Origin of the sequence: Bacteroides xylanisolvens XB1A (assembly GCF_000210075.1) — a bacterium.
Taxonomy (GTDB): domain Bacteria; phylum Bacteroidota; class Bacteroidia; order Bacteroidales; family Bacteroidaceae; genus Bacteroides; species Bacteroides xylanisolvens.
Genome location: NC_021017.1, coordinates 2,473,213 through 2,497,580, shown reverse-complemented (window position 1 = coordinate 2,497,580; position 24,368 = coordinate 2,473,213). Strand labels below are relative to the sequence as shown.

Sequence of the window (24,368 nt, the reverse complement as noted above, 5' to 3'; positions counted from 1 at the left end):
AGTTTGTGACAAAGATAGGATTTTAGGTGTAAAACTCAATGATAACTTTGATGAAAAAATACTGTAAACCTGCATTTTAGCAAGAATCGTCAAATAGAGACCCGTTTGTCTGTCCGGTTGTATGGATGAGATTGACTGCCCAAATTGATTGAAACTACCTATTTTTGAATTACATTTGCAGGATATTAGATACAAATCTCTCATTTAATGTATAATACCGATGAAAAGCAAATTATTACTCGCATGTACCATTCTGTTTTTCTGTTCCTCTTTTCTGTGCGGACAGAATCAAACATCTAAAGTTGCAAACTCTGCTGAAACGAATAATGGAGCTGTCCGGCATCCGTGGCAAGGAAAAAGAGTGGGATATTTAGGAGACTCTATTACAGATCCCAACTGCTATGGTGACAAAATAAAGAAATACTGGGATTTCCTGCAGGAATGGCTGGGGATTACTCCTTATGTATATGGTATCAGCGGCAGACAATGGAATGATGTGCCCCGTCAGGCCGAGAAACTAAAGCAGGAACACGGTGGAGAAGTGGATGCTATCTTGATTCTGATGGGTACGAATGATTTTAATGACGGTGTGCCTATCGGAGAGTGGTTTACGGAAACAGAAGAACAGGTGATGGCAGCCCGCGGACAGGTCAAAAAGCTGGAAACCCGCAAGAAACGTACGCCTATAATGGATGGAAACACGTATAAAGGACGTATCAACATCGGAATCCACAGGCTGAAACAACTGTTTCCGGATAAGCAGATTGTACTATTAACCCCGTTGCACCGCTCACTGGCGGATTTTGGAGAGAAGAACGTGCAACCGGATGAAAACTATCAGAATAGTTGTGGTGAATATGTGGATGCCTACGTGCAGGCCGTCAAGGAAGCCGGTAATGTGTGGGGAGTGCCCGTAATTGATTTTAATGCGGTAACCGGGCTGAACCCGATGGTGGAAGAGCAACTGATTTACTTCTACGACGCAGGATATGACCGTTTACATCCTAGTACAAAGGGGCAGCTACGTATGGCACGTACGCTGATGTACCAGTTGCTTGCGTTGCCTGCAACATTTTAAAGAGAACCAGCTTTACCGGTGAATCACCGCACGGATCACAAACCATATATGATGTGCTACGGTGCCAATCAACCCGTAGTGCTTTGCCATGATGCGAAATCTCTCTTTCAGGGAGGCTTTCTGATTGCGGGTAGTCATTCCTTCATCCAGATAATCGATAATCGTCAGATGGGTATTGTGTAAGGTGCGCGCTTTCTTCATAATACGGATGCACCAGTCGAAATCGGCAGAAAAACGATATTTCAAGTTGTAGGGCTCTACCAGCGTATGACGGGGAAAGAATGCCTGATGGCAGACTAACATACCCTGTTTGAAACTTTTCCAGGTAAGCGTTTCGGGAGCGGACAATCTGCGCATCCGCAGGAAATGCCTGTCCTGGTCTACGATAGCGGTTTCTCCGTAAAGCACATCGGGCAGTTCGCTGCCGTTGATGGTATGCACCATTTGTTGTAGTGTGTCGTCCTCGTGAAAACAGTCGCCCGCGTTCAGGAAACAGAGATAATCGCCGCTGGCAAGGGCGATGCCTTTATTCATGGCGTCATACAGCCCTTTGTCCGGTTCGCTGACAACGGTGTGTATGTGCGGGCGGTAGCGGTTGATAATAGAAATGGTTCCATCCTTGGAAGCTCCATCTACGATGATGTATTCTATATGATGATAGGTTTGTGAAATGACACTCTGAATCGTGTCTTCCAATACCTTTTCAGCATTGTACGTCACCGTAATGATAGAGAACTTGGGAGTAGGATGGACACTATGCATATTTCCCCGTTATTTTATTGTAGACATCTGTATATTTCTTTGCGACGATGCTCTCCGAATAATTGCCCAAGACCTTGCGGCAGGCTTGTGCGGAGAGTTCATCGTATTCCGGTTCCGTCAATATCCAATGTATGCCGTTGGCAAAATCTTCTGAAGATTTGTATTGTGCCACATAACCGTTGTGCAGATGATCGATCATTTCGGGGATACCTCCTACATTAAAGCCGACACAGGGTACTCCGCAGGCCATTGCTTCCATAATCATGTTAGGAAGATTCTCTTCCAGAGACGGGATGGCGAAGAGGTCTACGGCATTGTAGATATTTACTATCTCATGCTCATTCTTGATGTAAGGGAGCGGGTAGACATGGAAAGGAAGCTGCTCCTGCAATTGCTGTGACTGGTTGCCGAATACGACTACCCCCAGTGACTCTTTCCATTCCGGATGCTTTTCTGCCAGCAGTTTGCAGGCTTCAATGAGATAGTCGACTCCTTTTCGTTTGTCGGTGATCTTTAACGAGCCGAACAGAACCAGTTTCTTACCTTCCGGCAACATGAACTTGGCACGTGCTTCTTTTTTGTTCATGGGTTTGAACAGGTTGGTATTAATAGCGTTCGGAATATTGGTGACGCTTTTTCCTTCAAACAATGCGCTGGTCTGTGCTTGTTCCTTCAGCCAGTGACTGCACGTGACGAAATGGATGGGAGCGTAGCTGTATAACTTTTGTTTTTTGCGGAAAGTGCGGTAAGATAAATCTTTCCGGCCACCGCCTTTGTAGATGTAAGGGCAGTCGTGACACTCTTGCTGATAGTTTTTACACTCCCGTGCGTAGTGGCAGATGCCGGTACATGGCCACATATCGTGCATGGTCCATACCACAGGTTTGCCGGAAGTGAGTATTTTCCGTATATCTTTCAGCGAGAGCATTCCTTGGTTGACCCAATGCAGATGGATCACGTCGGCTTGGCGAAATTCCGGGAGTGAGGTGATGTCTGTACCTGTGTTGGCAATGTCAACGTCGAACAGATGGTATCGGCGGAAACGATTGGCACTCCAGATAACGATCCGTTCCCACATGAACTTCCACACTTGCAACCAGTTACTTTTTAAGCGGACCACACTGATTTGGTCGGTCTGCTTGTCACGCACCAGCATTTTGGCTTTGATACCGTTGTTTTTCAGTGACTCCATCAACCGGCTTGCTGCAATGGCCGCTCCTCCTATTCGTTCAGATGTATTTATTATCAGGACTCTCATGGGCAAAAGTTTATGCAAATGTACGGTTTTTAGAGGAAATGTTTGATATTTCCAACAAGCTTTCTGCTATTTCGCGCGAAAAGATTTCGAGGTTGAAGCGTTCTTCTGCCAGTTTGCGTGCATTCTCTCCCATGCGTCGTGCCTCTTCGGGATGGTCGGCGATGTAGCGGATAGCGTCTATCCAGCCTTGTACATCGTTATATTCTACGGTGATGCCGATTTCTTCCTTGTCGATGTCGATTTCGAAGTTGGGGTTGCGCGAGCAGATGACGGGGATGCCGAGGGCAAATGCTTCTACGAGAGTGGTCAGTCCTACGGTGTAGGGGAAGTCCAGACAGCAGATGACGATGCAGCTTTTGCGGGCTACCAGTTTTCCCAGTTCGTAGGGAATCACTCCGTCGGTGTAGTGGATGTGGATGGAGTCGGGCACTGAATAGCGGTCGAGTATCTTTTTATAGTTGATGTTGCCGCATGAGACGGCAATGTACAGATCCAATTCCTCGTTGGTTGCGGAGAATGACTGGAGCAAGGTGTCCACGTCCCGGTTCTCTTTGCCGGTGGAGATAAATCCTTCGGGTTTCCGATCGGGCATTTCTGCCAGCAGATGGTCGTAGAAAGGAAGGTCCGGGCCCCAATGTATCAGTTTCAGTTTGTGGGACGGAGCTTTCCGGGTTTTCTGCGAGTCCTGAATCAGCTTCCGGCTGAATAGGAACATTTGGTCGATACCTTTGTAAAAAAGGCGGGAGATTTGTTCGCGCCAGGGTTTGGGGTTGGTGACGACGGCCGTGTGATGCCAGATGACAATAGGTTTGCGGTACAGTCCCAGCGCACGGAGGAAGATGACGGGTTCTATCCCCCGGAAAGAGGTGGCATAGAGCACGTCGTATTTTTCTTTGCAGAAGAGAATCTCTTTGGTGGCGTAAAACATGAGTTTCAGGCGGCCGGAGAAGTATTTGCATTTGTGCATCACGGAGCGTATTCCGTAATTTTCCAGCAGAGGAAGTCCGTATAAAATATGTCCGGGGAATTTATATTCTTTCCATTCCTCGTAACTTTCCCGTGTGAGGCGGGTATGGTAAAAATAAATAGTAAGCAACGTATTTAGTGGTGCTTGTTTCTTTTCAGCCATTTGTTTATTCGGTTTTTGACAGCTTTCGTAATGATGGAGAAATTACCGTATTTCAGGTTGAGGAACAGTTCTTCGAACGAACGCCCTATCTTGATCCATGGATGATCCCAGCCCATGATGCGGTAAACCTTCTCTTTGTAGGCTACGTTTTCAATGACGTAGCGGGGATGCCGCAGCGGAAAGTCCACCTCGTAACGCTTCATGGTGAAGATGCGGCGATAGCCCTTGGGCAGGGTGTGGACCGAGCCGGCAAAATGGGTGGAATCTGCCGTTGCTCCGAGGTTGTTTATCATGTTGCGGGTAGGCACGATGCTTAGTCCGGAGTTGAACAGGATAGAGGCGTGGAAGATGGTTTCATAAAAGGCTTTCTGCTGTTCCCGGTGACGCTGGCACATATAGATAAAGTCGCTCCGGAATTTGCGTTCCTTGATGAGTTGCTCAAGCTGCTGCATGTTGAAGGAGTCGTCCAGGAAACTGTAAAACTCGTCCCATTGGTCGACTACCCGTTTCCAGCTCGCCCATCCCCAGATGGAAAAGGTGGTGGCGAAGAAATAGTCGGATGGCATATCCTGGGTGATTTCTTCGGGGTTGAATCCGGCAATCATGCTGATGCGGGTGTCGTGTTCGTATTTATCCAGCATCTCCTTGCAGAATTGGAAAAAGGAGACGGAGGGCACATCGTCGTCTTCCAATACGATGCACTTGTCGACTTTGGAGAAGGCCCATTTTTGCGAAATGTATTCTGAAGGGTCACAGCCGAAATTCTTTTCCTGATAAAGCTGTTCTACTTCACATTCCCAGTCTATCTGTGATACGATTTCACGGCAGGCTTCTATTCCGGGCAAATCGCGCTCGTTTCGTGCTCCGTCCTGATAGAGGAAGAGCCGGGACGGACGTGCTTTCTTCACTTGCTCGAACACTTGCGACAGTTGTTGCGGGCGGTTGAAGAACAGGATAAGTACCGGGACGTCTACTAAAGCGGATTTCATATTCATAGTTCTTGTTTTGGGGTTGTACTGAATGACAGGGCGGCAGGATAGTGGTTGTTCACTTTCTCCTGTTCTTCCTTGGTAAATCGATGCAAGGTCGGGTAGTTGTATCGCAGGAACCCTTCCAGGTCATCGGGAGTGGTCACGGTGAGGGGACCGAATTTCACCGGTTGCAGGTGGCGGAGGCTTTCTACGGTCACGTGGTCGGCGGTTGCCATGACGTTGTTGTAGTAGCGGGTGTTTCGTGAGTTGAAACAGCTTTGCACGGATACTAGCATCCGGTAAATTGCTTTTTTAGAGAAAAGAGAGTCGACTATTCTGTTCAGGAGACAGGAGAAGGCTCCCCGGTTTGTAGGGTTCTCTATTTCACATTTGCCGAAGTGTTTCCACATCCATATCTCTTTTCCCATCAGGCAGCATTTGAGGAAGCCGAGTATGCCGGATTGCATTTGCCGCAACAGTTTGTTGTCGGGAATCCTGTCGAACGGGAAGATATCTACAAAGATGCCCGGATGCATCGGGACGTTCTTGAACATTTCTTCTACGAAAAGGGTGTTGTTTTTCTTAACCTTCGCGTAGTAATAGGGGGTGTGAGGGTCTGTCTCTATCCATGAAAGGAAGTAGGAAGGACCCAGTTCTCCGGGTGCTACTTTTAAGAATTTGTTGTAATTCTCCCGCGTCATGCCGATGTCTATATCATCATCCCAGGGGAGAATTCCCTGATCGTAGAGTGCGCCGATGGCTGTGCCGCCTATCACAAAATAGGGAATATCGTGCTTCTGACACACCCGGATGGTTTCTCCCAATATGTCGTAAAGTTCGGCATGTAATAAATCAAGCTCTTCGGCTGTATATTTCTTGTTCATCGGAAATGGTTAATGCACGTTGTCTTGCAAATGTAGTAATTATATTGCTAAGTTACTATAACTTTAAGTTTCCTTGCATAAATTTGGTGGCCACTCGCCCACGTCCCGGAATGGGGAGGACGGATGCTTGCGGAAAGTCCTTGAGCAGACAGTCTGCCGGATTGATCTCCGGATAGAACTTCTTCAACAGGAACAGGCTGGGACCGGTGGTGATACTTCCTATAAAGACGGAAGCATCCATCAATAGCTGTATCGAGCAGAGGAAACGTGCCATTTGCTTCTGTTTCAGTTCTTTGGTGGTCTGTGTGAAGGCGCTGTTGACGTATCCTTGCTCGTTGGGGCTGCAAAGGGTGTACCAGTGTATGTCCGGGGCAAGGGTTTGCACTTGCTCGAAGAGGCGGTAGTCGTCGGTCAATACAAAGACGTCGCGGATGGCTGTTTTTTCTTTGATGAGGCGTATGTAGTGTTCCGGTGGCAGCAGGTTGGTTTCGGTTATCTTGTCTCCTCCGCGTATCTGGCATCCTGCGTATTGAGGCGGAAGTTGCAGGGTGGCGGCAAATTGGCGACATTCCTGTGCGGTGGTGTCGTTGAGTTTCCAGGTGATTTCCGTCAGTTTTTGGAAGGTGTGGAGGTAGTCACCGTCTATTCCCAGTTCGAGGATATGGAAGCGCTGGTTGGGGTTGAACGTCACTTGGAAGTTGAGCAACACCGGTTTACCATACGTGAAGAAAGCAAGGGCTTTTCCGATGATGTTCTTGCAGGTTACTTTCAGTTTCCATTTCAGTAACTTCGTTTTAGATAGTTTTTTGTCTTGCATCAATGCTTGCCATGAAGGCAGGCGATGGGTGTTGTAGGTGTGGTGAAACGGTTCGTGCACTTGCTCGCAGAAAGGTGCGAAACAGTCTTCCCAGCCTTTTCCCCATCCGAAGTTAGCGTCGTCGGAGTAAAGCTTGAACTGTATTTTGTGTTGCAGGCAATAGAGCATTGCATGGAGCATATAGGTATATTCGGTAAAGAATCCGGCGTCTATACCTATGTGATAGATCATCGTCTTTTTGAAAGAATTATTCAGAAGGCGGTATTTGGTGGCAAGATCATTGGGGTTCATGTGTCTTCTTTTTGATGAAATACTGGATGCTTTCTTTAAAGGTGACCGAACGGCTGCCCCACATGGCGGCTACGTAGAGTGCTGCTGCGAGCACTATCTTGCTTGCCAGGCGGAGATAGATATTCTCGATGGAGCGGGTGGAATAATAGGTGATTACCATAACGGTGGCGGCAATGACAGCGTATGGAAGTATGTCTATCAGTGCATGGCGCAGCTTTAGTCCGATTTCTTGCCATACGAAGTAGTGCCACGTCAGTAGCCACAGTATATTGGTGGATACATAGACGGCGAGCATGGCATAGATCCCGTGTGAATGGACTAACAGAACGCCTGACAGTAGAATAATGCCGAGCGCTATGGTGTTCCACATATAGATGCGGGATTTTCCTTTGCTGATGATGAGTTGCTGATAGAGGTATGCGATGGGAGTGAAGGCTCCGCTGATACACAGAATCTGCATGATGGATATGCTGGAATACCACTTGTCGGTGATGGTGATGGTAATCAGTTCTTCTGATACGATTCCCAGTCCGAGCATGGCGGGAAACGAGATGAAAGCGGTGAAACGCAGCATTTTGCGGAATACCCGTTTTTGCCGTTCAAGGTCGTCCGACACTTTGGTGAGTACCGGTTGCGCCACTCCGTTTATCATGCCGGATATAAAGAGCTGTCCCATGCCGCACCATTTATTGGCCTGGTTGTAATATCCTACTTCCTTTTCGGTGTAGAACTTACCCAGTATCACAGAGAACAGGTTGTTGTTGATGTGATTGAATACATTGGTTACCAATAGCTTTCCGCTGAATCCGAACATTTCCTTAATCGGGGTGAAATTGAATTGCAAGCTCGGTCGCCAACGGGTGAAATGCCAGTAACAGGCTGTGTTGACGGCTACATAAACGATGCTTTGCGTGGCAATACCCCAATAAGAGAAACCGAAGTAGGCAAGAGTGACTCCGGTGATTCCGGATACGGTAAGCCCGATAACGGAAGACAGGGCCCGCTGTTTCACCATCAGGTTTCGCAGAAGATAGGCACTGTGGGATATTCCCAGGCTGGCTATGAAGAATCCGATGAAGGAATAACGTGCCAGCGGTGTCAGTTCGGGAGTATGGTAAAAATCGGCAATGAGCGGTGCGCACAGGAATAACAGCAGATACAAGGATAAGCTGATGGCTGCATTGAACCAGAAGACAGCATTGTAATCGTTATGTGTCACTTCCTTCTTGTTGACAAGGGCGGCTGTGAAACCGCTCTCCTGTATCGAACTGGCAATGAGGGAGAAGATAGCCAACATTCCCACCATTCCATAGTCTGCCGGAGTGAGCAACCGTGCGAGGAATATTCCGAAAAGCAGGTTTAACAACTGCTGTATGCCGTTGCTGAATCCTCCCCAAAATAGTCCTTTGGCTGTCTTTTCTTTTAGTGACTGATTCTCGCTCATGTTATTTGCAAAGAATACATGAAAAGGCTATGCGCAATGATAGCTTTTCATGTATTCCCTATTTAAGTTTTATTATTTTACTTCGCTACCCGGCTTCACCTCACGTCCCGGCATGATAACTGCCAGACTGCCGTCGTTGTTTTCGGCACTTAGAATCATGCCTTCGCTGACGATGCCTTTCAGTTTGCGCGGAGCAAGGTTGGCGATGAAGCAAACCTGTTTGCCTACCAGTTCTTCCGGTTGATAATGCTTGGCAATACCCGATACGATAGTACGTGTTTCCAGTCCGTCGTCGATTTTGAATTGAAGCAATTTATCCGCTTTCGGCACTTTCTGACATTCAAGAATGGTACCTACACGGATATCCAGTTTCGTGAAGTCGTCGAATTCGATGTTCGGGCGGATAGGATTAGCCTTGTAGTTGGCTTCTTCGTTTGCTTTCTTTGTATCGAGCAATTTTTGTACTTGTGCTTCGATAGTAGCGTCCTCAATCTTTTCGAACAATAATTCCGGTTTGTTCAATTGGTGACCTACAGGCAGAAGGTTGTCACGTCCCAGTTCAGACCATTCGAAAGTATTCATGTTCAGCATTTTGCGGAGTTTTTCCGAGCTGAACGGCAGGAACGGATCGAAAGCGATGGCAAGGTTGGCAACCAGTTGCAGGGAGATGTTGAGGATGGTACCTACACGCTCCATATCTGTTTTTGCCAGTTTCCACGGTTCGGTGTCGGCCAGGTATTTGTTGCCGATACGTGCCAGGTTCATGGCTTCTTTCTGTGCGTCGCGGAATTTGAATACGTCGAGCAGTTTTTCCACTTCTGCTTTTACGTCTGCAAATTCTTTCAGTGTTTCCTTGTCGTAGTCGGTCAGTTCACCTTGTGCAGGTACGCGCCCGTCGAAGTATTTTTGAGTCAATACCATTGCACGGTTCACGAAGTTACCGTATACGGCTACCAGTTCGTTATTATTGCGTGCCTGGAAGTCTTTCCAGGTGAAGTCGTTGTCTTTCGTTTCCGGTGCGTTGGCGGTCAGTACGTAGCGGAGTACGTCCTGTTTGCCGGGGAAGTCCGCCAGGTATTCGTGCAACCATACAGCCCAGTTGCGGGAAGTGGAGATTTTGTCTCCTTCGAGGTTGAGGAATTCGTTGCTCGGCACGTTGTCCGGCAGGATATAGCTGCCTTCTGCTTTCAGCATGGCGGGGAATACGATGCAGTGGAACACGATGTTGTCTTTCCCGATGAAATGGATCAGGCGGGTTTCAGGATCTTTCCACCATGTTTCCCAGCTGTCGGGGAGAAGTTCTTTGGTGTTGGATATGTAGCCAATAGGTGCGTCAAACCATACATAAAGCACTTTTCCTTCTGCTCCTTCTACGGGAACAGGGATACCCCAGTCGAGGTCACGGCTCACGGCACGTGGTTGCAGTCCCATGTCGAGCCAGCTTTTGCATTGGCCGTATACGTTGGGACGCCATTCTTTGTGATCTTCCAGAATCCATTTGCGCAGCCATCCTTCGTGCTTGTCGAGAGGAAGATACCAGTGTTTGGTTTCTTTCATCACCGGTTTGCTGCCGCTGATAGCACTTTTCGGGTTGATAAGATCCGTAGGAGAAAGTGAGGTTCCGCATTTTTCGCATTGGTCGCCGTAAGCGCCTTCGGAATGGCAGTGGGGACATTCTCCGGTGATATAACGGTCGGCAAGGAATGTTTTTGCTTCCTCGTCGTAATATTGTTCAGACGTTTTCTCGATGAATTCGCCTTTATCGTACAATGTTTTGAAGAAATCCGAAGCCAATTGGTGATGCGTCGGCGAAGTGGTGCGGCTATACACGTCGAATGAGATACCGAATTCTTCGAATGATTTTTTTATCAGCGAATGATAACGGTCTACTACATCCTGCGGAGTAATTCCTTCTTTCTTGGCACGAATCGTGATAGGTACCCCGTGTTCGTCCGAACCTCCGATGAATAATACATCTTCTTTTTTCAGACGCAGATAACGCACATAAATATCTGCCGGTACGTATACACCAGCCAAGTGACCGATATGGACAGGACCGTTCGCATACGGCAGTGCCGATGTGACGGTGGTTCTTTTAAATTTCTTTTCCATTATATAGTGTGATTTTTGTTGTTTTCAACTTTGTAATGTGCAAAGATAATGACTTTTCACCACAGATTACACGGATTAACACAGATTATTTCATTGAAAAGTGGTCACAGAATGAAACAGGAACGTTTCGTAATAAAAAAACAGGTAAAAAGAAAGTGTTTTACCCTAATATAAGTTGGCTAGAAAATAGCCAATTTGTATCGGGGTATTTTTATATTTTCTATTATGTTCTATTTTTAAGATTGAAACAGATTAGGAGTATCTAAACTGTATTCTAATAAAAGAAGTGACGTATAAAATACTGTATGAATATGCGGAATAAGTCATCTTTCTTGAATACAAATGAGTGAATATTCATGATTGTTGATAGAATCATGAATCATTTCTTTTAAAGGAAGACTTCGTTCCTTTTAAAGAAACGGTTTATTGGTCAGTGAGAAGTGCTTCCTTGCTTTTAAACGAAAGGACAAAAGGGTATTTAGAATACTTGTTTTGTGCTGGTTGCTGTCGAATAGGTAACATGTGAGTTGTTTCTATTTGAACTTATATTTGCAATAATCTGCTCCTGAAATTAGGAATTTTGCCTTTTTGATGTTGAATCGAATGATTTAAAGTCTGTTTTGTGTGAATATGGATTATGCAACTTGCTTATCCTTCAAGTTTTCCAATATACTCCGGACTCATCTTGTATATTTTTGATTCTGTATGAGTTTTATGTCCATTTTTTCTGCATAAAGTGATATTCTGTTCTAATGATAAGAATTACATGGTAAGATTATAGCTTTGCATTTCAATAAGTCAGTATAATCTATATAATTTCTTGCTCATTTCCTCTTTTATCATCTATTTCCATCTATATTTCTCCCCTTTTTCTTTCTTTTTTCTCGTAAGAAAGAATATATTTGTACCTAAGTTAAACGAAAACCAAAGCATGATATGATAACAACCCAGTTGCTTCGTCCTGAAAGTATTGTCGTAGTAGGGGCATCGAATAATGTGCATAAGCCGGGTGGCGCAATATTAAAGAATTTGATAAACGGAGGTTATCAGGGAGAACTTCGGGCGGTGAATCCGAAGGAAAAGGAAGTGCAGGGAGTTCCCGCCTTTGCGGATGTGAATGATCTGCCGGACACAGATCTGGCGGTGTTGGCTGTGCCTGCCTTGATGTGTCCTGATATGGTGGAAACATTGGCTAGCAAGAAACAAACCAGGGCATTTATCATACTCTCGGCTGGTTTTGGTGAAGAAACCCACGAAGGGGCGCTGTTGGAAGAACGTATTTTGGAAACAGTTAATAAATACGGCGCTTCACTGATTGGTCCTAATTGCATCGGATTGATGAATACATGGCATCATAGTGTATTCAGCCAGCCCATTCCTAATTTAAACCCCAAAGGGGTGGACTTGATTTCCAGCTCCGGTGCTACGGCGGTATTTATTCTCGAAAGTGCCGTAACAAAAGGTTTGCAGTTCAATTCAGTCTGGTCGGTGGGAAACGCCAAGCAGATCGGTGTAGAAGATGTATTGCAATTTATGGATGAGAACTTCGATCCCGAAAAAGATTCTCATCTGAAACTACTCTATATTGAAAGTATTCAGAATCCGGACAGGCTGTTATTCCATGCTTCGTCTTTGATTAGAAAAGGGTGCAAGATTGCGGCAATCAAAGCCGGAAGTTCGGAGAGCGGAAGCCGGGCGGCATCTTCCCATACAGGAGCAATCGCCAGTTCCGATTCGGCAGTAGAGGCTTTGTTCCGTAAAGCAGGCATTGTGCGTTGCTTCTCTCGTGAAGAATTGACTACTGTGGGTTGCGTGTTTACTTTACCCGAATTGAAAGGAAAGAATTTTGCCATTATCACTCATGCCGGAGGGCCGGGAGTGATGCTGACAGATGCGTTGAGTAAAGGCGGACTGAATGTGCCTAAGCTGGAGGGAGAAGTAGCCGAGGAACTAAAAGCCCAACTATTCCCCGGTGCTGCCGTCGGAAATCCTATTGATATTCTGGCTACCGGAACACCGGAACATCTGCGCCTTTGCATTGACTACTGCGAGGAAAAGCTTGACAATATAGACGCCATGATGGCCATCTTCGGAACTCCGGGATTGGTTACTATGTTTGAAATGTATGATGTGCTTCACGAAAAGATGCAGACTTGCAAGAAACCGATTTTTCCCATTCTTCCTTCCATTAATACAGCCGGAGCAGAGGTTTCCGCCTTCCTGGCAAAAGGGCATGTGAATTTTGCAGACGAAGTGACCCTGGGTACTGCTCTTTCACGTATCGTCAATGCTCCTAAACCGGCAGTTCCTGAAATAGAATTGTTCGGAGTGGACGTTCCGAGGATTCGTCGTATTATTGATTCGATTCCGGAGGATGGTTATATCGCTCCCAATTATGTACAGGCATTGTTGCATGCTGCCGGTATTCCGTTGGTAGATGAATTTGTTTCCGATAATAAAGAGGAGATAGTAGCTTTTGCCCGTCGGTGCGGATTTCCGGTAGTTGCCAAGGTTGTTGGTCCTGTGCACAAATCAGATGTCGGCGGTGTCGTTCTGAACATTAAAAGTGAGCAACATCTGGCACTGGAATTCGATCGTATGATGCAGATACCTGATGCAAGAGCAATTATGGTACAGCCGATGCTGAAAGGTACGGAACTGTTTGTTGGCGCAAAATATGAAGAGAAGTTCGGTCACGTGGTACTTTGTGGTTTGGGAGGTATTTTTGTGGAGGTGCTGAAAGATGTATCTTCCGGTTTGGCTCCGCTTTCTTACGAAGAAGCTTATTCAATGATTCATTCTTTGCGTGCTTATAAAATCATTCAGGGAACACGTGGGCAAAAGGGAGTCAACGAAGATAAATTTGCTGAAATTATTGTCCGTTTGTCCACTTTACTACGTTTCGCTACAGAGATCAAAGAAATGGATATAAATCCGCTCTTAGCAACAGAAAAGGCCGTTGTAGCAGTTGATGCGCGTATCAGAATAGAAAAATAGGACTATTCTTTCATTCATTGAGACATAGTTTTTATATATATTTCGAGAAATATTATTCCAAGATCCAAACTTTCTCCATCTTATTTTGCCAAGTGTTTCCAAAACAATTTGGAGTATTGCCAATGGATTTTGTAAGTTAATATTGATTTAGAACTATAAAGATTAGGTAAAAAGAATCTCTTAAAAGAATGATTTGATGAAAAAGTATGTAAATTTGTTCGTCTTCGTATTCATGATAGATGCCTGTTTTTCACGGGGGGGGGGGAAAGCACAGACAAAGTCTGCAGTGGGTTATAAAAATCTGATTGTAGATATTGCCAGGCCTGACTCTACGGTGAGTAAAGCTGCGGATGGGTGTTTTTATGTGTATGTTACCGAATTTACCAGAAATGTTCCGATAATGAAGTCGAAAGATTTGGTAGAATGGATGTATTGCAACACGGCATTCCCGATAAGACTCGTCCTTGGTTTGAGCCTAAAGATGGAATTTGGGCACCCGATATTAAAATTATATGGACGGTAAATATGTGTTGTATTATGTAATGTCGGTGTGAGGAGGATCTCCTTCTTACGAAACACAAAAAGCACCTGTATTTAATAACTGATTTTCAAATAAACCAATTATAATCTTAAATACCACAAGCATGAAACATACCCCTATTAGCAGGCGGGATTTTCTAAAGAATTTAGGCATAGCCGGGGCTGGCACTCTTCTTGCAGCAAGCCCTTGGCTTTCTGCTTTTTCGGAGGTGATGAACACCTCAAACGAGAAGTGTCGTCTGGCAATTATCGGGCCTGGTTCCCGGGGACGGTTTTTAATGGGATTTTTAGCTAAGAACCCCAAAGTCGATATTGTAGCATTGTGCGACATTTATAAACCGTCTATTGAGAACGCATTGAAACTTGCACCTAATGCCAAAGTGTATGGTGATTACCGGGAAGTGTTGGAAGATAAGTCGATAGATGCTATACTCGTAGCTACTTCTCTTAGCTCGCATTGTAAGATCGTATTGGATGCTTTCGACGCAGGAAAGCATGTGTTCTGTGAAAAGTCAATAGGTTTCACGATGGAAGAGTGTTACCGTATGTATCAGAAGCATCGTAGCACGGGAAAGATTTTCTTCACAGGACAACAGCGTCTGTTCGATCCTCGTTACATTAAAGCAATGGAGATGATTCATGCAGGTACCTTTGGTGAAATAAATGCCATCCGTACTTTCTGGAATCGGAATGGGGATTGGAGACGTTCGGTACCTTCACCCAATTTGGAACGCCTGATAAATTGGCGTCTTTACAAAGAGTTCTCAAAAGGACTGATGACGGAACTCGCTTGCCATCAACTTCAGATCGGAAGCTGGGCTTTGCGTAAGATACCCGAAAAGGTGATGGGACACGGTGCCATCACTTATTGGAAAGACGGCAGAGATGTGTATGACAATGTGAGCTGTGTATATGTGTTTGATGATGGGGTAAAGATGACATTTGACTCTGTTATTTCCAATAAATTCTATGGACTGGAAGAACAGATCATGGGTAATCTCGGAACGGTAGAACCGGAAAAGGGAAAATATTACTTTGAAAGTGTAGCTCCTGCACCGGCCTTCCTGCAAATGGTGAATGACTGGGAAAACAAAGTGTTTGACTCTCTGCCTTTTGCCGGAACAAGCTGGGCGCCGGAAACAGCAAACGAAAACAAAGGAGAATTCATTATCGGAGAACGTCCCAAGAGCGATGGTACATCATTGTTGTTGGAAGCTTTTGTTGAGGCCGTCATAACACAAAAACAACCTAAAAACATCGCAGAAGAAGGGTATTATGCAAGTATGCTCTGTTTGTTGGGACATCAGGCATTGGAAGAAGAACGGACACTCTATTTCCCTGATGAGTATAAAATAGACTATCTGAACCATCAATCTGTAAAAACATCCGAAGCAATATGAAAGACACGATTGTAACCGCACGACGTAAGAAAATAGAGTTAATCACTTTACTCGTTTGTTTCGTAGTATCTAATTTGCTACATCTTTATGCAATTATTGCTTATCATGCACCATTTACGGAGATGATAACGTCTATTTTTTATATAATTATATTTACTTTTGTGCTTTATGCTTTCTGGGGGATTTTGCGTCTCTTGTTTTATGGAATGCAAGCACTATTTAAAAAGAAAAGCAGGAGTTGATAGTTTTCTTGCATAATTTTAAAGAAGAACTTAATCAATATCAATGAAAATAAATAATTTATGGTAACACGAAGGGATTTTTTGAAAACGATGTCGATGGCTTCAGCCGGATTGGCATTGGGAACCGGTGATTTATTACATGCGCAAACTGCTTCACCTAAAAAAGGAAGAGGTGACAAAGTGAAGATTGCTTATATCGGCATTGGTAACCGTGGAGAGCAGATTATTGAAGACTTTGCACGGACAGGTATGGTGGAAGTGGTGGCTTTATGTGATGTAGATATGGGTGCCAAACATACACAAAAGATAATGGCTAAATATCCGAAAGCAAAGCAGTTTAGGGATTTTCGCCAAATGTTTGATAAGGCCGGTAACGAATTTGATGCTGTAGCAATTGCTACTCCCGACCATTCGCATTTCCCGATCAGTATGCTGGCTTTGGCATCCGGAAAGCACGTATATGTAGAGAAACCGCTGGCACGTACCTTCTATGAAGCGGAACTGTTGATGCAAGCTGCGCTTAAACGTCCGAACTTGGTTACTCAAGTAGGAAATCAGGGACATTCTGAAGCAAACTATTTCCAGTTTAAAGCCTGGATGGATGCGGGAATTATCAAAGACGTTACTGCTATCACTGCCCACATGAATAACCCACGTCGTTGGCATAAATGGGACACTAATATTTATAAACTTCCTTCCGGTCAGCAACTGCCGAAAGATCTGGATTGGGACACTTGGCTCGGAGTTACTCCTTATCACGAGTATAATAAAGATTATCATTTGGGACAATGGCGTTGTTGGTATGATTTTGGTATGGGAGCATTGGGCGACTGGGGAGCACATATCCTCGACACGGCTCACGAATTCCTGGAACTGGGATTGCCATACGAAGTCACTATGCAATATGCAAAAGGGCATAATGATTACTTCTTCCCGTATTCTTCCACGATTCTCTTCCGTTTCCCGCAGCGTAAAGGAATGCCACCGGTAGATATTACCTGGTATGATGGTTTGGATAATCTTCCTCCTATTCCTGCCGGTTATGGAGTTTCGGGACTAGATCCGAACATCCCGGTAACTAATCAGGGAGATACTCCGAAGTCTAAGTTGAATCCAGGAAAGATCATTTATACTAAGGATTTGATCTTCAAGGGTGGTAGTCATGGAAGCACTTTGTCTATAATTCCGGAGGAGAAAGCAAAAGAGATGGCAGACAAGTTGCCGAAGGTTCCTAAAAGTCCTTCCAATCACTTCGAGAACTTCTTGTTGGCATGTAACGGTATTGAAAAGACACGCTCACCGTTCGAAATCAATGGAGTGTTGAGTCAGGTATTCTCACTGGGGGTGATGGCTCAACGACTTAATACACAGTTGTTCTTTGATCCTCGTACGAAGCAGATTACAAATAATGAATTTGCTAATGCAATGCTGGCGGGACTTCCACCGCGTAAAGGTTGGGATGAATTTTGTAAATTATAAATAGAAAATAGCCTTTTCCATTCCTTCTTCTAATATAAGGGAGTGGGAAAGACTAATCAATGATTATGAAGAAGAATATCGTATTAACTTTACTTTTATTCTGTACCGCTTCTTTAGGTGCGCAGAATTGGGAACCTCTTTTCAATGAGAAAAACCTGAAAGGATGGAAGAAATTGAATGGCAAAGCCGAGTATAAAATTGTAGATGGTGCCATTGTCGGTGTATCTAAAATGGGAACACCCAATACTTTTTTGGCAACGACAAAGAATTATGGTGACTTTATCCTTGAGTTTGACTTCAAGGTAGATGACGGTTTAAATTCCGGAGTACAGCTTCGTAGTGAAAGCAAGAAAGATTATAAGAAAGGTCGTGTACACGGTTATCAGTTTGAGATCGATCCTTCCAAACGCGCTTGGTCAGGTGGTATCTATGATGAGGCACGTAGAAACTGGCTTTATCCTTTGACGCTGAATCCGTCGGCAAAAACCGCTTTTAAGAATAATGCATGGAATAAAGCTCGTATTGAGGCTGTGGGTAACTCAATCCGTACTTGGATAAACGGAGTACCTTGTGCTAATATCTGGGATGATATGACTCCTGTGGGCTTCATTGCTTTGCAAGTGCATGCCATTGGAAATGCGGCAGATGAAGGTAAAACTGTTAGTTGGAAAGATATCCGCATTTGTACGACAGACGTAGAACGCTATCAGACACCGGAAGCGCAAGCTGCACCGGAAGTGAATCTGATTGCCAACACGATTTCTCCGAATGAAGCAAAAGAAGGATGGACTCTATTATGGGATGGTAAGACTACTGATGGATGGAGAGGAGCTAAGCTTTCTACTTTCCCTGCAAAAGGCTGGAAGATAGAAGATGGAATTCTGAAAGTAATGAAGAGTGGTGGCGCTGAATCTGCTAATGGCGGTGATATTGTGACTACCCGTAAATACAAGAACTTTATTCTGAAAGTAGATTTTAAGATTACCGAAGGTGCCAATAGCGGAATTAAATATTTCGTAAACCCGGATATGAATAAAGGTGCAGGCTCTGCTATCGGTTGTGAATTCCAGATTCTTGATGATGACAAACATCCTGATGCAAAACTGGGTGTGAAAGGTAACAGAAAGCTAGGTTCGTTGTATGATTTGATTCCGGCTCCTAAGAATAAACCTTTCAACAAGAAAGAGTTTAATACTGCTACCATTATCGTAAAAGGTAACCATGTAGAACATTGGTTGAACGGAGTTAAATTGATTGAATATGATCGTAACAATGATATGTGGAATGCATTGGTAGCATACAGTAAATATAAAAACTGGCCTAATTTCGGAAATCCGGAGGAAGGAAATATACTTCTTCAGGATCACGGAGACGAAGTATGGTTCAAGAACGTGAAAATTAAAGAACTGAAGTAAGGCGTATTCCATATTATTGTGGGAGATACGTCAAAATTCTTTATGACTTTTTATTCAGGCACGGATTGCGCGAATTTCACGGTTGTTCTAATGAAATAGCAATCGTGTAATTTGGGTAATCCGTGCCTAATTTGTCCTGCTATACGATGCAAGTCCCTATTCAACATATGTATAAGCCGTCCCATGAAGGCAGTGGACTGCTTTATGCCTGGTTTCTTTCCATGCATACACGGGTGGATATTATCCTGTATAGCAAGAAAACGGAAGGAGAATTGTTGTTTGTGGTCAATTGTATTTATGATGCATTGTGCCGGTTGGAAAAGATGGCGAACTTTTATAATCCGGCCAGTGAATTGGCTTATGTCAACCGGACAGCTTTTGTTTCTCCGGTCGTTCTTAGCGAAGAACTCTATTCAATGATTGATCTATGTCTGGAATATAATGGGAAGACTCTGGGGTGTTTTGATATTACAGTCCATTCAGAAAATTACAATCAGAACACGATACAATCGGTCCATTTATCAGCTGAAGATCATAGTATCTATTTTTCACGACCGGGAGTTGCTGTCAACTTATCTGGTTTCCTCAAAGGGTATGCTTTGGAAACAATTAAAAGCATATTGAATGAGTGTGTGATAGAAAATGCATTGATAAATATGGGAAACAGTTCCGTCCTTGCTTTAGGTAATCATCCGGTAGGAACGGGATGGAAAGTCAATAATATACTTCTTCATAATGAGTGTCTTACAACCTCTGGTAATGACTCTCCTGAACGTCGGCATATTGTTTCTCCTCGAGATGGAAAATTGGTGGAAGGTGCTCGACAGATATCTGTAGTTACAACTAATGGGGCAATAGGAGAAATATTGTCTACCGCTTTGTTTGCTGCTGACAGCGAACTGCGCAAGGATTTACTGGCTGAATTCTCTTCTGTATTAAGCCAGTTTTTCTTGATTGGTTATTAGGTATTTCTCTGATGTGCTAATATTTGTTTTCCTAAGTAGCTATGTTTGATTTTAAAGTATTCTGATGGGTTTTTCAATTATTAATAATTAAGGAGGTAGTTATTAATAGTTGAGGTGATAACTACTGATATCTGACAGGGCTTTTTGGGGCATATAGATACAAAATAGATACGGTAACTATTGTCAGGGAATGAGAACGCTATATGATAGAGATGCTCAATAATTCTGTTTCAGGTATAAATAAGGTATTGTTATTGCTAAAAGTGACAGTGTGGTACTTTGCGGTTTGGGAGGTGTTTTTGTGGAGGTGCTGAAAGATGTGTCTTCCGGTCTGGTTCCTTTTTTAGCTACACCAAAAGCCGTTGTAGCAGTTGACGCGGCGTATCCGAATAGAAAAATAGGACTATTCTTTCATTCATTGAGACATATTTACTATCTTTCCGCTGTGATTTTGCCTACATTTGGTAACTCAAACGGAAGGATAGAAAATATGTATATTTATGAAGAAAGTTCTAATACTTTTAATCTGTTTAATAGGCTATCAGATAAGCTGCCATGCACAAATGGCGGATGAACATTATTATTTTAAAAATCTAAGTGTACAAAACGGCTTATCCCAGAATACGGTTAATGCGATTTTGCAGGACAGGCAAGGCTTTATGTGGTTCGGCACCAAAGATGGCTTGAATAGATATGACGGTTTATCATTCCGTAAATTCAAACATGATGACCGTACTCGACGGAGTATCGGAAATAATTTTATCACAGCACTTTATGAAGATACGAAAGGAGATATTTGGGTAGGTACTGACGTGGGACTTTATATCTATGATCCTGAAAAAGACTCTTTCCGGCACTTTACCGAATTGAGTGAGGAAAACACTAAAATAGAACATACTGTAACCGCAATTTCCGGAGACAACGAAGGATGCGTTTGGGTGGCAGTGGAATCACAGGGACTGTTCTGTTATAATCTCGAGAAAGGAGAGCTTCAAAACTATACCTTACAGAACTTCTCCTTTCTTACTACTAATGTTGAGACCTTTGCTTTTGACAATAGCGGAACCCTTTGGATCGGCTGTTATGGTGATGGACTATTCTATTCGAAAGACCGTCTGCAAACCCTTCATCCTTATCTTTCGCCTCTGGATAACAAGGAATTTTATGCGAACGACGTAGTGACCTGTATTGTGAAAGGTGCATACAATTGTCTGTATGTAGGTTCTTTAAAGGGAGGGGTGAAAGAGCTGAACCTGACCTCTAACAAATTGCATGACTTGCTTTCAGAAGATGAAAGTGGAGAGCCTGTTTTCTGTCGTGAACTGTTGGTCGCTTCTGACAATGAACTATGGATTGGTGCAGAGTCGGGACTTTATATTTATAATTTCCGGTTAAGTAAGTACGCCCATTTGCGCAGTTCGATCAATGACCCTTATTCTTTATCCGATAATGCCATTTATTCATTGTGTAAAGATCGTGAGGGTGGCATATGGATTGGTTCTTACTTTGGTGGTATAAACTACTATCCCCGTTTTTATACGAACTTCGAGAAATATTATCCCAAAGGGACTGATAAAGGTTTGCATGGGAAACGGGTACGTGAGTTCTGTCAGGATAACCAAGGAATTCTGTGGATTGGTACAGAAGATGGCGGTCTGAATCGTTTTAATCCTAAGACCAAGACTTTTTCTTTTTTTACACCAAGCAATGCTTTTACAAATGTTCATGGGCTGTGTTTAGTTGATGATAACCTTTGGGTGGGCACTTTTTCGAAAGGAGTGAAAGTGGTGGATACGCGTACGGGAGCTATTGTGAAAACCTATCAGAAGACAGATTCGCCCCGCTCATTGATAGATAACAGTGTTTTCTCTATTTGTAGAACGACGACAGGGGATATTTATCTGGGTACTTTATTCGGTTTGTTGCGTTATAATAGACAATCTGACGATTTTGACCGGATACCAGAGCTGAATGGCCGGTTTGTATATGACATAAAAGAAGATTTCGGAGGAAACCTTTGGCTGGCCACTTATGCAAACGGCGCTTACTGTTATAATGTAAGCGAGAAGAAATGGAAGAATTATCTGCACAATGAAAATGATCCGAAAAGCCTTCCGTATGATAAAGTGGTAAGTATCTTCGAAGATTCTCACCGGCAAGTTTGGTTGACAACTCAAGGCGGAGGGTTCTGCCTGTTCCACCCGGAAACGGAAACTTTTACCAGCTATAATCTGGCAGACGGATTGCCAAACGATGTTGTTTATCAGATTGTAGAAGATAAAGACGGATTTTTCTGGTTGACAACGAATAATGGGCTCGTATGTTTCCAACCTACTACCGGAACAATGAAAGTATATACTACCTCTAATGGTCTGCTGGGCGATCAGTTTAATTACCGCTCCAGTCTGGAGACGGAAGACGGTACGATTTATTTGGGAAGTATCGACGGTTTTATCGCTTTCAACCCGAAAACTTTTTCAGAGAATAGGTCGCTTCCATCTATTGTGATTACGGATTTCCTGTTGTTTGGTAAAGAAGTGTATGTCGGTGAACCGGGATCTCCATTGAAAAAGAGTATCACTTTCTCTGATGAACTCATTCTCCAGTCTAACCAGAACTCTTTTTCTTTCCGGGTAACAGCATTAGACTTTCAAGCTCCAAGAATGAGTAAAATCATGTATAAACTGGATGGTTTTGATGCAGATTGGCTGACAATTGGCGAAAGTCCTATCGTTACTTATTCCAATCTGCGATATGGCAATTATACATTCAAGGTGAAAGTTTCTAATAGTGACGGAGTATGGAATGAAAACGAAATATCATTAAAAGTGCATATCCTTCCGCCTTTTTATTTTTCTGCTTGGGCTTATTTTGTGTATGCTTTGTTGATTATAGGTTGTTCTTTGTATATAATTATGTATTTCAAAAGACGTAGTAATAATAAGCATCGCAGGCAGATGGAGAAGTTTGAGCAGGAGAAGGAGCGTGAGGTTTATCATGCAAAGATTGACTTTTTCACGAATGTAGCTCATGAGATACGTACACCGCTGACATTGATTAAAGGTCCGTTGGAAAACATCATACTGAAAAAACAAGTGGATGCTGAAACCCGTGAGGACTTGAACGTCATGAAACAGAACACGGAACGATTACTTAATCTGACCAATCAGCTACTTGACTTTCGCAAGACGGAAAGCCAGGGATTCCGGTTGAACTTTGCAAAATGCAATATAACGGAAGTACTGAAAGAAACCCATGTACGTTTCACTTCTCTTGCAAAACAGAAAGGGTTGGATTTTACCCTACAGGTTCCAGAGAAGGACTTCTATGCTCATGTTAATCAGGAAGCATTTACGAAGATTATTAGCAATCTGCTGAACAATGGAATGAAATATGCCGAAAGTTATGTACATGTAATGTTGGAAGCTCCCCAAAGGGATGATAATAATCTATTCCGTATTCGCACAGTGAACGATGGAGTAATTATTCCTGATGCAATGAAAGAGGAGATTTTTAAACCTTTTGTTCGTTTTAATGAACAAGAGGACGGAAAGGTGACTACCGGTACTGGAATCGGTTTAGCACTCTCCCGCTCGCTGGCTGAATTCCATCTGGGAACGTTGGTTATGGAGGCAGGAGAGGAAAGTAATATTTTCTGTTTGACTTTACCGGTTGTTCAGGATACGACAATCACTTTGACTCCGGAGGCGGAGGTTGAAATTGAAAGGGTTAACGAAATTCCTGCAGAGCAGGCAGGAAAGAAAGATAATCGCCCCGCTGTGCTGGTAGTGGAAGATAATCCTGATATGCTAACTTTTGTTGTCCGTCAATTGTCGAGAGATTATACAGTGCTGACAGCCACTAATGGTGCAGAAGCCTTACAGGTGCTCGATGGCAATTATGTGAACTTAGTGATAAGTGATGTTGTGATGCCCGTGATGGATGGTTTTGAATTATGTAAGACTATTAAGTCAGATTTGAATTACAGTCATATTCCTGTCATCCTGCTGACTGCCAAGACCAATATACAATCAAAGATAGAAGGGATGGAACTGGGGGCAGATGCTTATATTGAAAAACCTTTCTCTGTAGAATATCTGCAAGCATGTGCTTCTAATCTTATTCAGAATAGGGAAAAATTACGTCAGGCTTTTGCAGAGTCTCCTTTTATAGCTGCTAATACAATGGCCTTAACAAAAGCTGATGAGGAGTTTATTAAGAGGTTGAACGAAGTAATCCAAATTAATTATGGCAACCCTGAATTTAGCATGGATGATATGGCGGATAAGCTGAATATGAGCAGGTCTAACTTTTATCGGAAAATAAAGGGAGTCTTGGATTTGAGCCCGAATGAGTTTTTACGCTTGGAGCGTTTGAAAAAGGCGGCCCAATTGCTGAAAGAGGGAGAAAACCGTGTGAATGAAATCTGTTATATGGTAGGATTTAATTCTCCGTCTTACTTTGCTAAATGTTTTCAAAAGCAATTTGGAGTATTGCCTAAAGATTTTGTTAATTCGAAAGAAGAGTAGTTTATACATAAAGCTGTATTTCATTCTATTGCATCTATTATATTGAGATTTTATA

At 43.6% G+C, this 24,368-nt stretch carries 17 protein-coding genes; 9 read left to right on the top strand and 8 right to left on the bottom strand.

Annotation, left to right across the window (positions count from 1 at the left end; all coding sequences use genetic code 11):
• Positions 1-220: 220 nt before the first annotated feature.
• A complete protein-coding gene (locus BXY_RS10055; protein ID WP_015531819.1) occupies positions 221-1,078 on the top strand; it encodes an SGNH/GDSL hydrolase family protein in 858 nt (285 codons plus the stop codon).
• A 12-nt stretch (positions 1,079-1,090) separates the two neighbouring features.
• Here BXY_RS10055 and BXY_RS10050 read toward each other — a convergent pair whose 3' ends face one another.
• The 8 genes from BXY_RS10050 to metG form a co-directional block, all read right to left on the bottom strand.
• Positions 1,091-1,840: a glycosyltransferase family 2 protein gene (locus BXY_RS10050; protein ID WP_009038874.1), complete on the bottom strand. Its 750-nt coding sequence runs from the start codon at positions 1,838-1,840 to the stop codon at positions 1,091-1,093.
• Positions 1,833-3,098: a glycosyltransferase family 4 protein gene (locus tag BXY_RS10045; protein WP_015531818.1), complete on the bottom strand. Its 1,266-nt coding sequence runs from the start codon at positions 3,096-3,098 to the stop codon at positions 1,833-1,835. Before BXY_RS10045 ends, BXY_RS10050 begins: the two co-directional genes overlap by 8 nt.
• 10 nt (positions 3,099-3,108) lie before the next feature.
• The gene (locus BXY_RS10040; RefSeq protein ID WP_008642337.1) at positions 3,109-4,227 is read right to left on the bottom strand and encodes a glycosyltransferase family 4 protein; all 1,119 of its coding nucleotides are present in this window, start codon (positions 4,225-4,227) and stop codon (positions 3,109-3,111) included.
• Positions 4,200-5,222, bottom strand: coding sequence for a hypothetical protein (locus BXY_RS10035; RefSeq protein WP_015531817.1), 1,023 nt, complete (start codon positions 5,220-5,222; stop codon positions 4,200-4,202). Before BXY_RS10035 ends, BXY_RS10040 begins: the two co-directional genes overlap by 28 nt.
• Positions 5,219-6,082, bottom strand: coding sequence for a LicD family protein (locus tag BXY_RS10030; protein WP_015531816.1), 864 nt, complete (start codon positions 6,080-6,082; stop codon positions 5,219-5,221). Before BXY_RS10030 ends, BXY_RS10035 begins: the two co-directional genes overlap by 4 nt.
• Positions 6,083-6,137: 55 nt before the next feature.
• Complete coding sequence (locus BXY_RS10025) at positions 6,138-7,190, bottom strand: hypothetical protein (RefSeq protein WP_015531815.1); 1,053 nt, start codon at positions 7,188-7,190, stop codon at positions 6,138-6,140.
• Positions 7,177-8,634: a lipopolysaccharide biosynthesis protein gene (locus BXY_RS10020; RefSeq protein ID WP_008775231.1), complete on the bottom strand. Its 1,458-nt coding sequence runs from the start codon at positions 8,632-8,634 to the stop codon at positions 7,177-7,179. Before BXY_RS10020 ends, BXY_RS10025 begins: the two co-directional genes overlap by 14 nt.
• A 72-nt stretch (positions 8,635-8,706) precedes the next feature.
• Entirely contained in the window at positions 8,707-10,746 is a 2,040-nt protein-coding gene (gene metG / locus BXY_RS10015) for a methionine--tRNA ligase (protein WP_004317103.1), read from the bottom strand.
• 936 nt (positions 10,747-11,682) lie between these two features.
• On the opposite strand from metG, the gene BXY_RS10010 reads away from it, so the two are divergent.
• From BXY_RS10010 to BXY_RS09980, 8 genes are all read left to right on the top strand, one after another.
• Positions 11,683-13,743 carry an acetate--CoA ligase family protein gene (locus BXY_RS10010; RefSeq protein WP_015531813.1) on the top strand — a complete coding sequence of 687 codons (2,061 nt, stop codon included), beginning with the start codon at positions 11,683-11,685 and terminating at the stop codon, positions 13,741-13,743.
• Positions 13,744-13,939: 196 nt separating this feature from the next.
• Positions 13,940-14,266 (top strand): Glycosyl hydrolases family 43., encoded by a 327-nt coding sequence (locus BXY_RS10005; protein WP_015531812.1) that lies wholly within the window; start codon positions 13,940-13,942, stop codon positions 14,264-14,266.
• 121 nt (positions 14,267-14,387) lie between these two features.
• Positions 14,388-15,683, top strand: a complete 1,296-nt coding sequence (locus BXY_RS10000) for a Gfo/Idh/MocA family oxidoreductase (protein WP_004317105.1) — start codon at positions 14,388-14,390, stop codon at positions 15,681-15,683.
• Positions 15,680-15,925 (top strand): hypothetical protein, encoded by a 246-nt coding sequence (locus tag BXY_RS23540; protein ID WP_008016134.1) that lies wholly within the window; start codon positions 15,680-15,682, stop codon positions 15,923-15,925. Before BXY_RS10000 ends, BXY_RS23540 begins: the two co-directional genes overlap by 4 nt.
• Positions 15,926-15,985: 60 nt before the next feature.
• Positions 15,986-17,404, top strand: a complete 1,419-nt coding sequence (locus BXY_RS09995) for a Gfo/Idh/MocA family oxidoreductase (protein ID WP_004317106.1) — start codon at positions 15,986-15,988, stop codon at positions 17,402-17,404.
• A gap of 65 nt (positions 17,405-17,469) precedes the next feature.
• On the top strand, positions 17,470-18,819 hold the full coding sequence (locus BXY_RS09990; protein ID WP_004317107.1) for a 3-keto-disaccharide hydrolase: 1,350 nt from the start codon (positions 17,470-17,472) through the stop codon (positions 18,817-18,819).
• 167 nt (positions 18,820-18,986) lie between these two features.
• Positions 18,987-19,784: an FAD:protein FMN transferase gene (locus BXY_RS09985; protein ID WP_004317108.1), complete on the top strand. Its 798-nt coding sequence runs from the start codon at positions 18,987-18,989 to the stop codon at positions 19,782-19,784.
• Between the two features lie 500 nt (positions 19,785-20,284).
• Positions 20,285-24,313 carry a hybrid sensor histidine kinase/response regulator transcription factor gene (locus tag BXY_RS09980; RefSeq protein WP_008770548.1) on the top strand — a complete coding sequence of 1,343 codons (4,029 nt, stop codon included), beginning with the start codon at positions 20,285-20,287 and terminating at the stop codon, positions 24,311-24,313.
• Positions 24,314-24,368 lie beyond the last annotated feature (55 nt).

Excerpts from the sequence above, each read along its gene's own strand:
- BXY_RS10055 (WP_015531819.1), top strand. The coding sequence starts at position 221 with ATGAAAAGCAAATTATTACTCGCATGTACCATTCTGTTTTTCTGTTCC.
- BXY_RS10050 (WP_009038874.1), bottom strand. The coding sequence starts at position 1,840 with ATGCATAGTGTCCATCCTACTCCCAAGTTCTCTATCATTACGGTGACG.
- BXY_RS10045 (WP_015531818.1), bottom strand. The coding sequence starts at position 3,098 with ATGAGAGTCCTGATAATAAATACATCTGAACGAATAGGAGGAGCGGCC.
- BXY_RS10040 (WP_008642337.1), bottom strand. The coding sequence starts at position 4,227 with ATGGCTGAAAAGAAACAAGCACCACTAAATACGTTGCTTACTATTTAT.
- BXY_RS10035 (WP_015531817.1), bottom strand. The coding sequence starts at position 5,222 with ATGAATATGAAATCCGCTTTAGTAGACGTCCCGGTACTTATCCTGTTC.
- BXY_RS10030 (WP_015531816.1), bottom strand. The coding sequence starts at position 6,082 with ATGAACAAGAAATATACAGCCGAAGAGCTTGATTTATTACATGCCGAA.
- BXY_RS10025 (WP_015531815.1), bottom strand. The coding sequence starts at position 7,190 with ATGAACCCCAATGATCTTGCCACCAAATACCGCCTTCTGAATAATTCT.
- BXY_RS10020 (WP_008775231.1), bottom strand. The coding sequence starts at position 8,634 with ATGAGCGAGAATCAGTCACTAAAAGAAAAGACAGCCAAAGGACTATTT.
- metG (WP_004317103.1), bottom strand. The coding sequence starts at position 10,746 with ATGGAAAAGAAATTTAAAAGAACCACCGTCACATCGGCACTGCCGTAT.
- BXY_RS10010 (WP_015531813.1), top strand. The coding sequence starts at position 11,683 with ATGATAACAACCCAGTTGCTTCGTCCTGAAAGTATTGTCGTAGTAGGG.
- BXY_RS10005 (WP_015531812.1), top strand. The coding sequence starts at position 13,940 with ATGAAAAAGTATGTAAATTTGTTCGTCTTCGTATTCATGATAGATGCC.
- BXY_RS10000 (WP_004317105.1), top strand. The coding sequence starts at position 14,388 with ATGAAACATACCCCTATTAGCAGGCGGGATTTTCTAAAGAATTTAGGC.
- BXY_RS23540 (WP_008016134.1), top strand. The coding sequence starts at position 15,680 with ATGAAAGACACGATTGTAACCGCACGACGTAAGAAAATAGAGTTAATC.
- BXY_RS09995 (WP_004317106.1), top strand. The coding sequence starts at position 15,986 with ATGGTAACACGAAGGGATTTTTTGAAAACGATGTCGATGGCTTCAGCC.
- BXY_RS09990 (WP_004317107.1), top strand. The coding sequence starts at position 17,470 with ATGAAGAAGAATATCGTATTAACTTTACTTTTATTCTGTACCGCTTCT.
- BXY_RS09985 (WP_004317108.1), top strand. The coding sequence starts at position 18,987 with ATGTATAAGCCGTCCCATGAAGGCAGTGGACTGCTTTATGCCTGGTTT.
- BXY_RS09980 (WP_008770548.1), top strand. The coding sequence starts at position 20,285 with ATGAAGAAAGTTCTAATACTTTTAATCTGTTTAATAGGCTATCAGATA.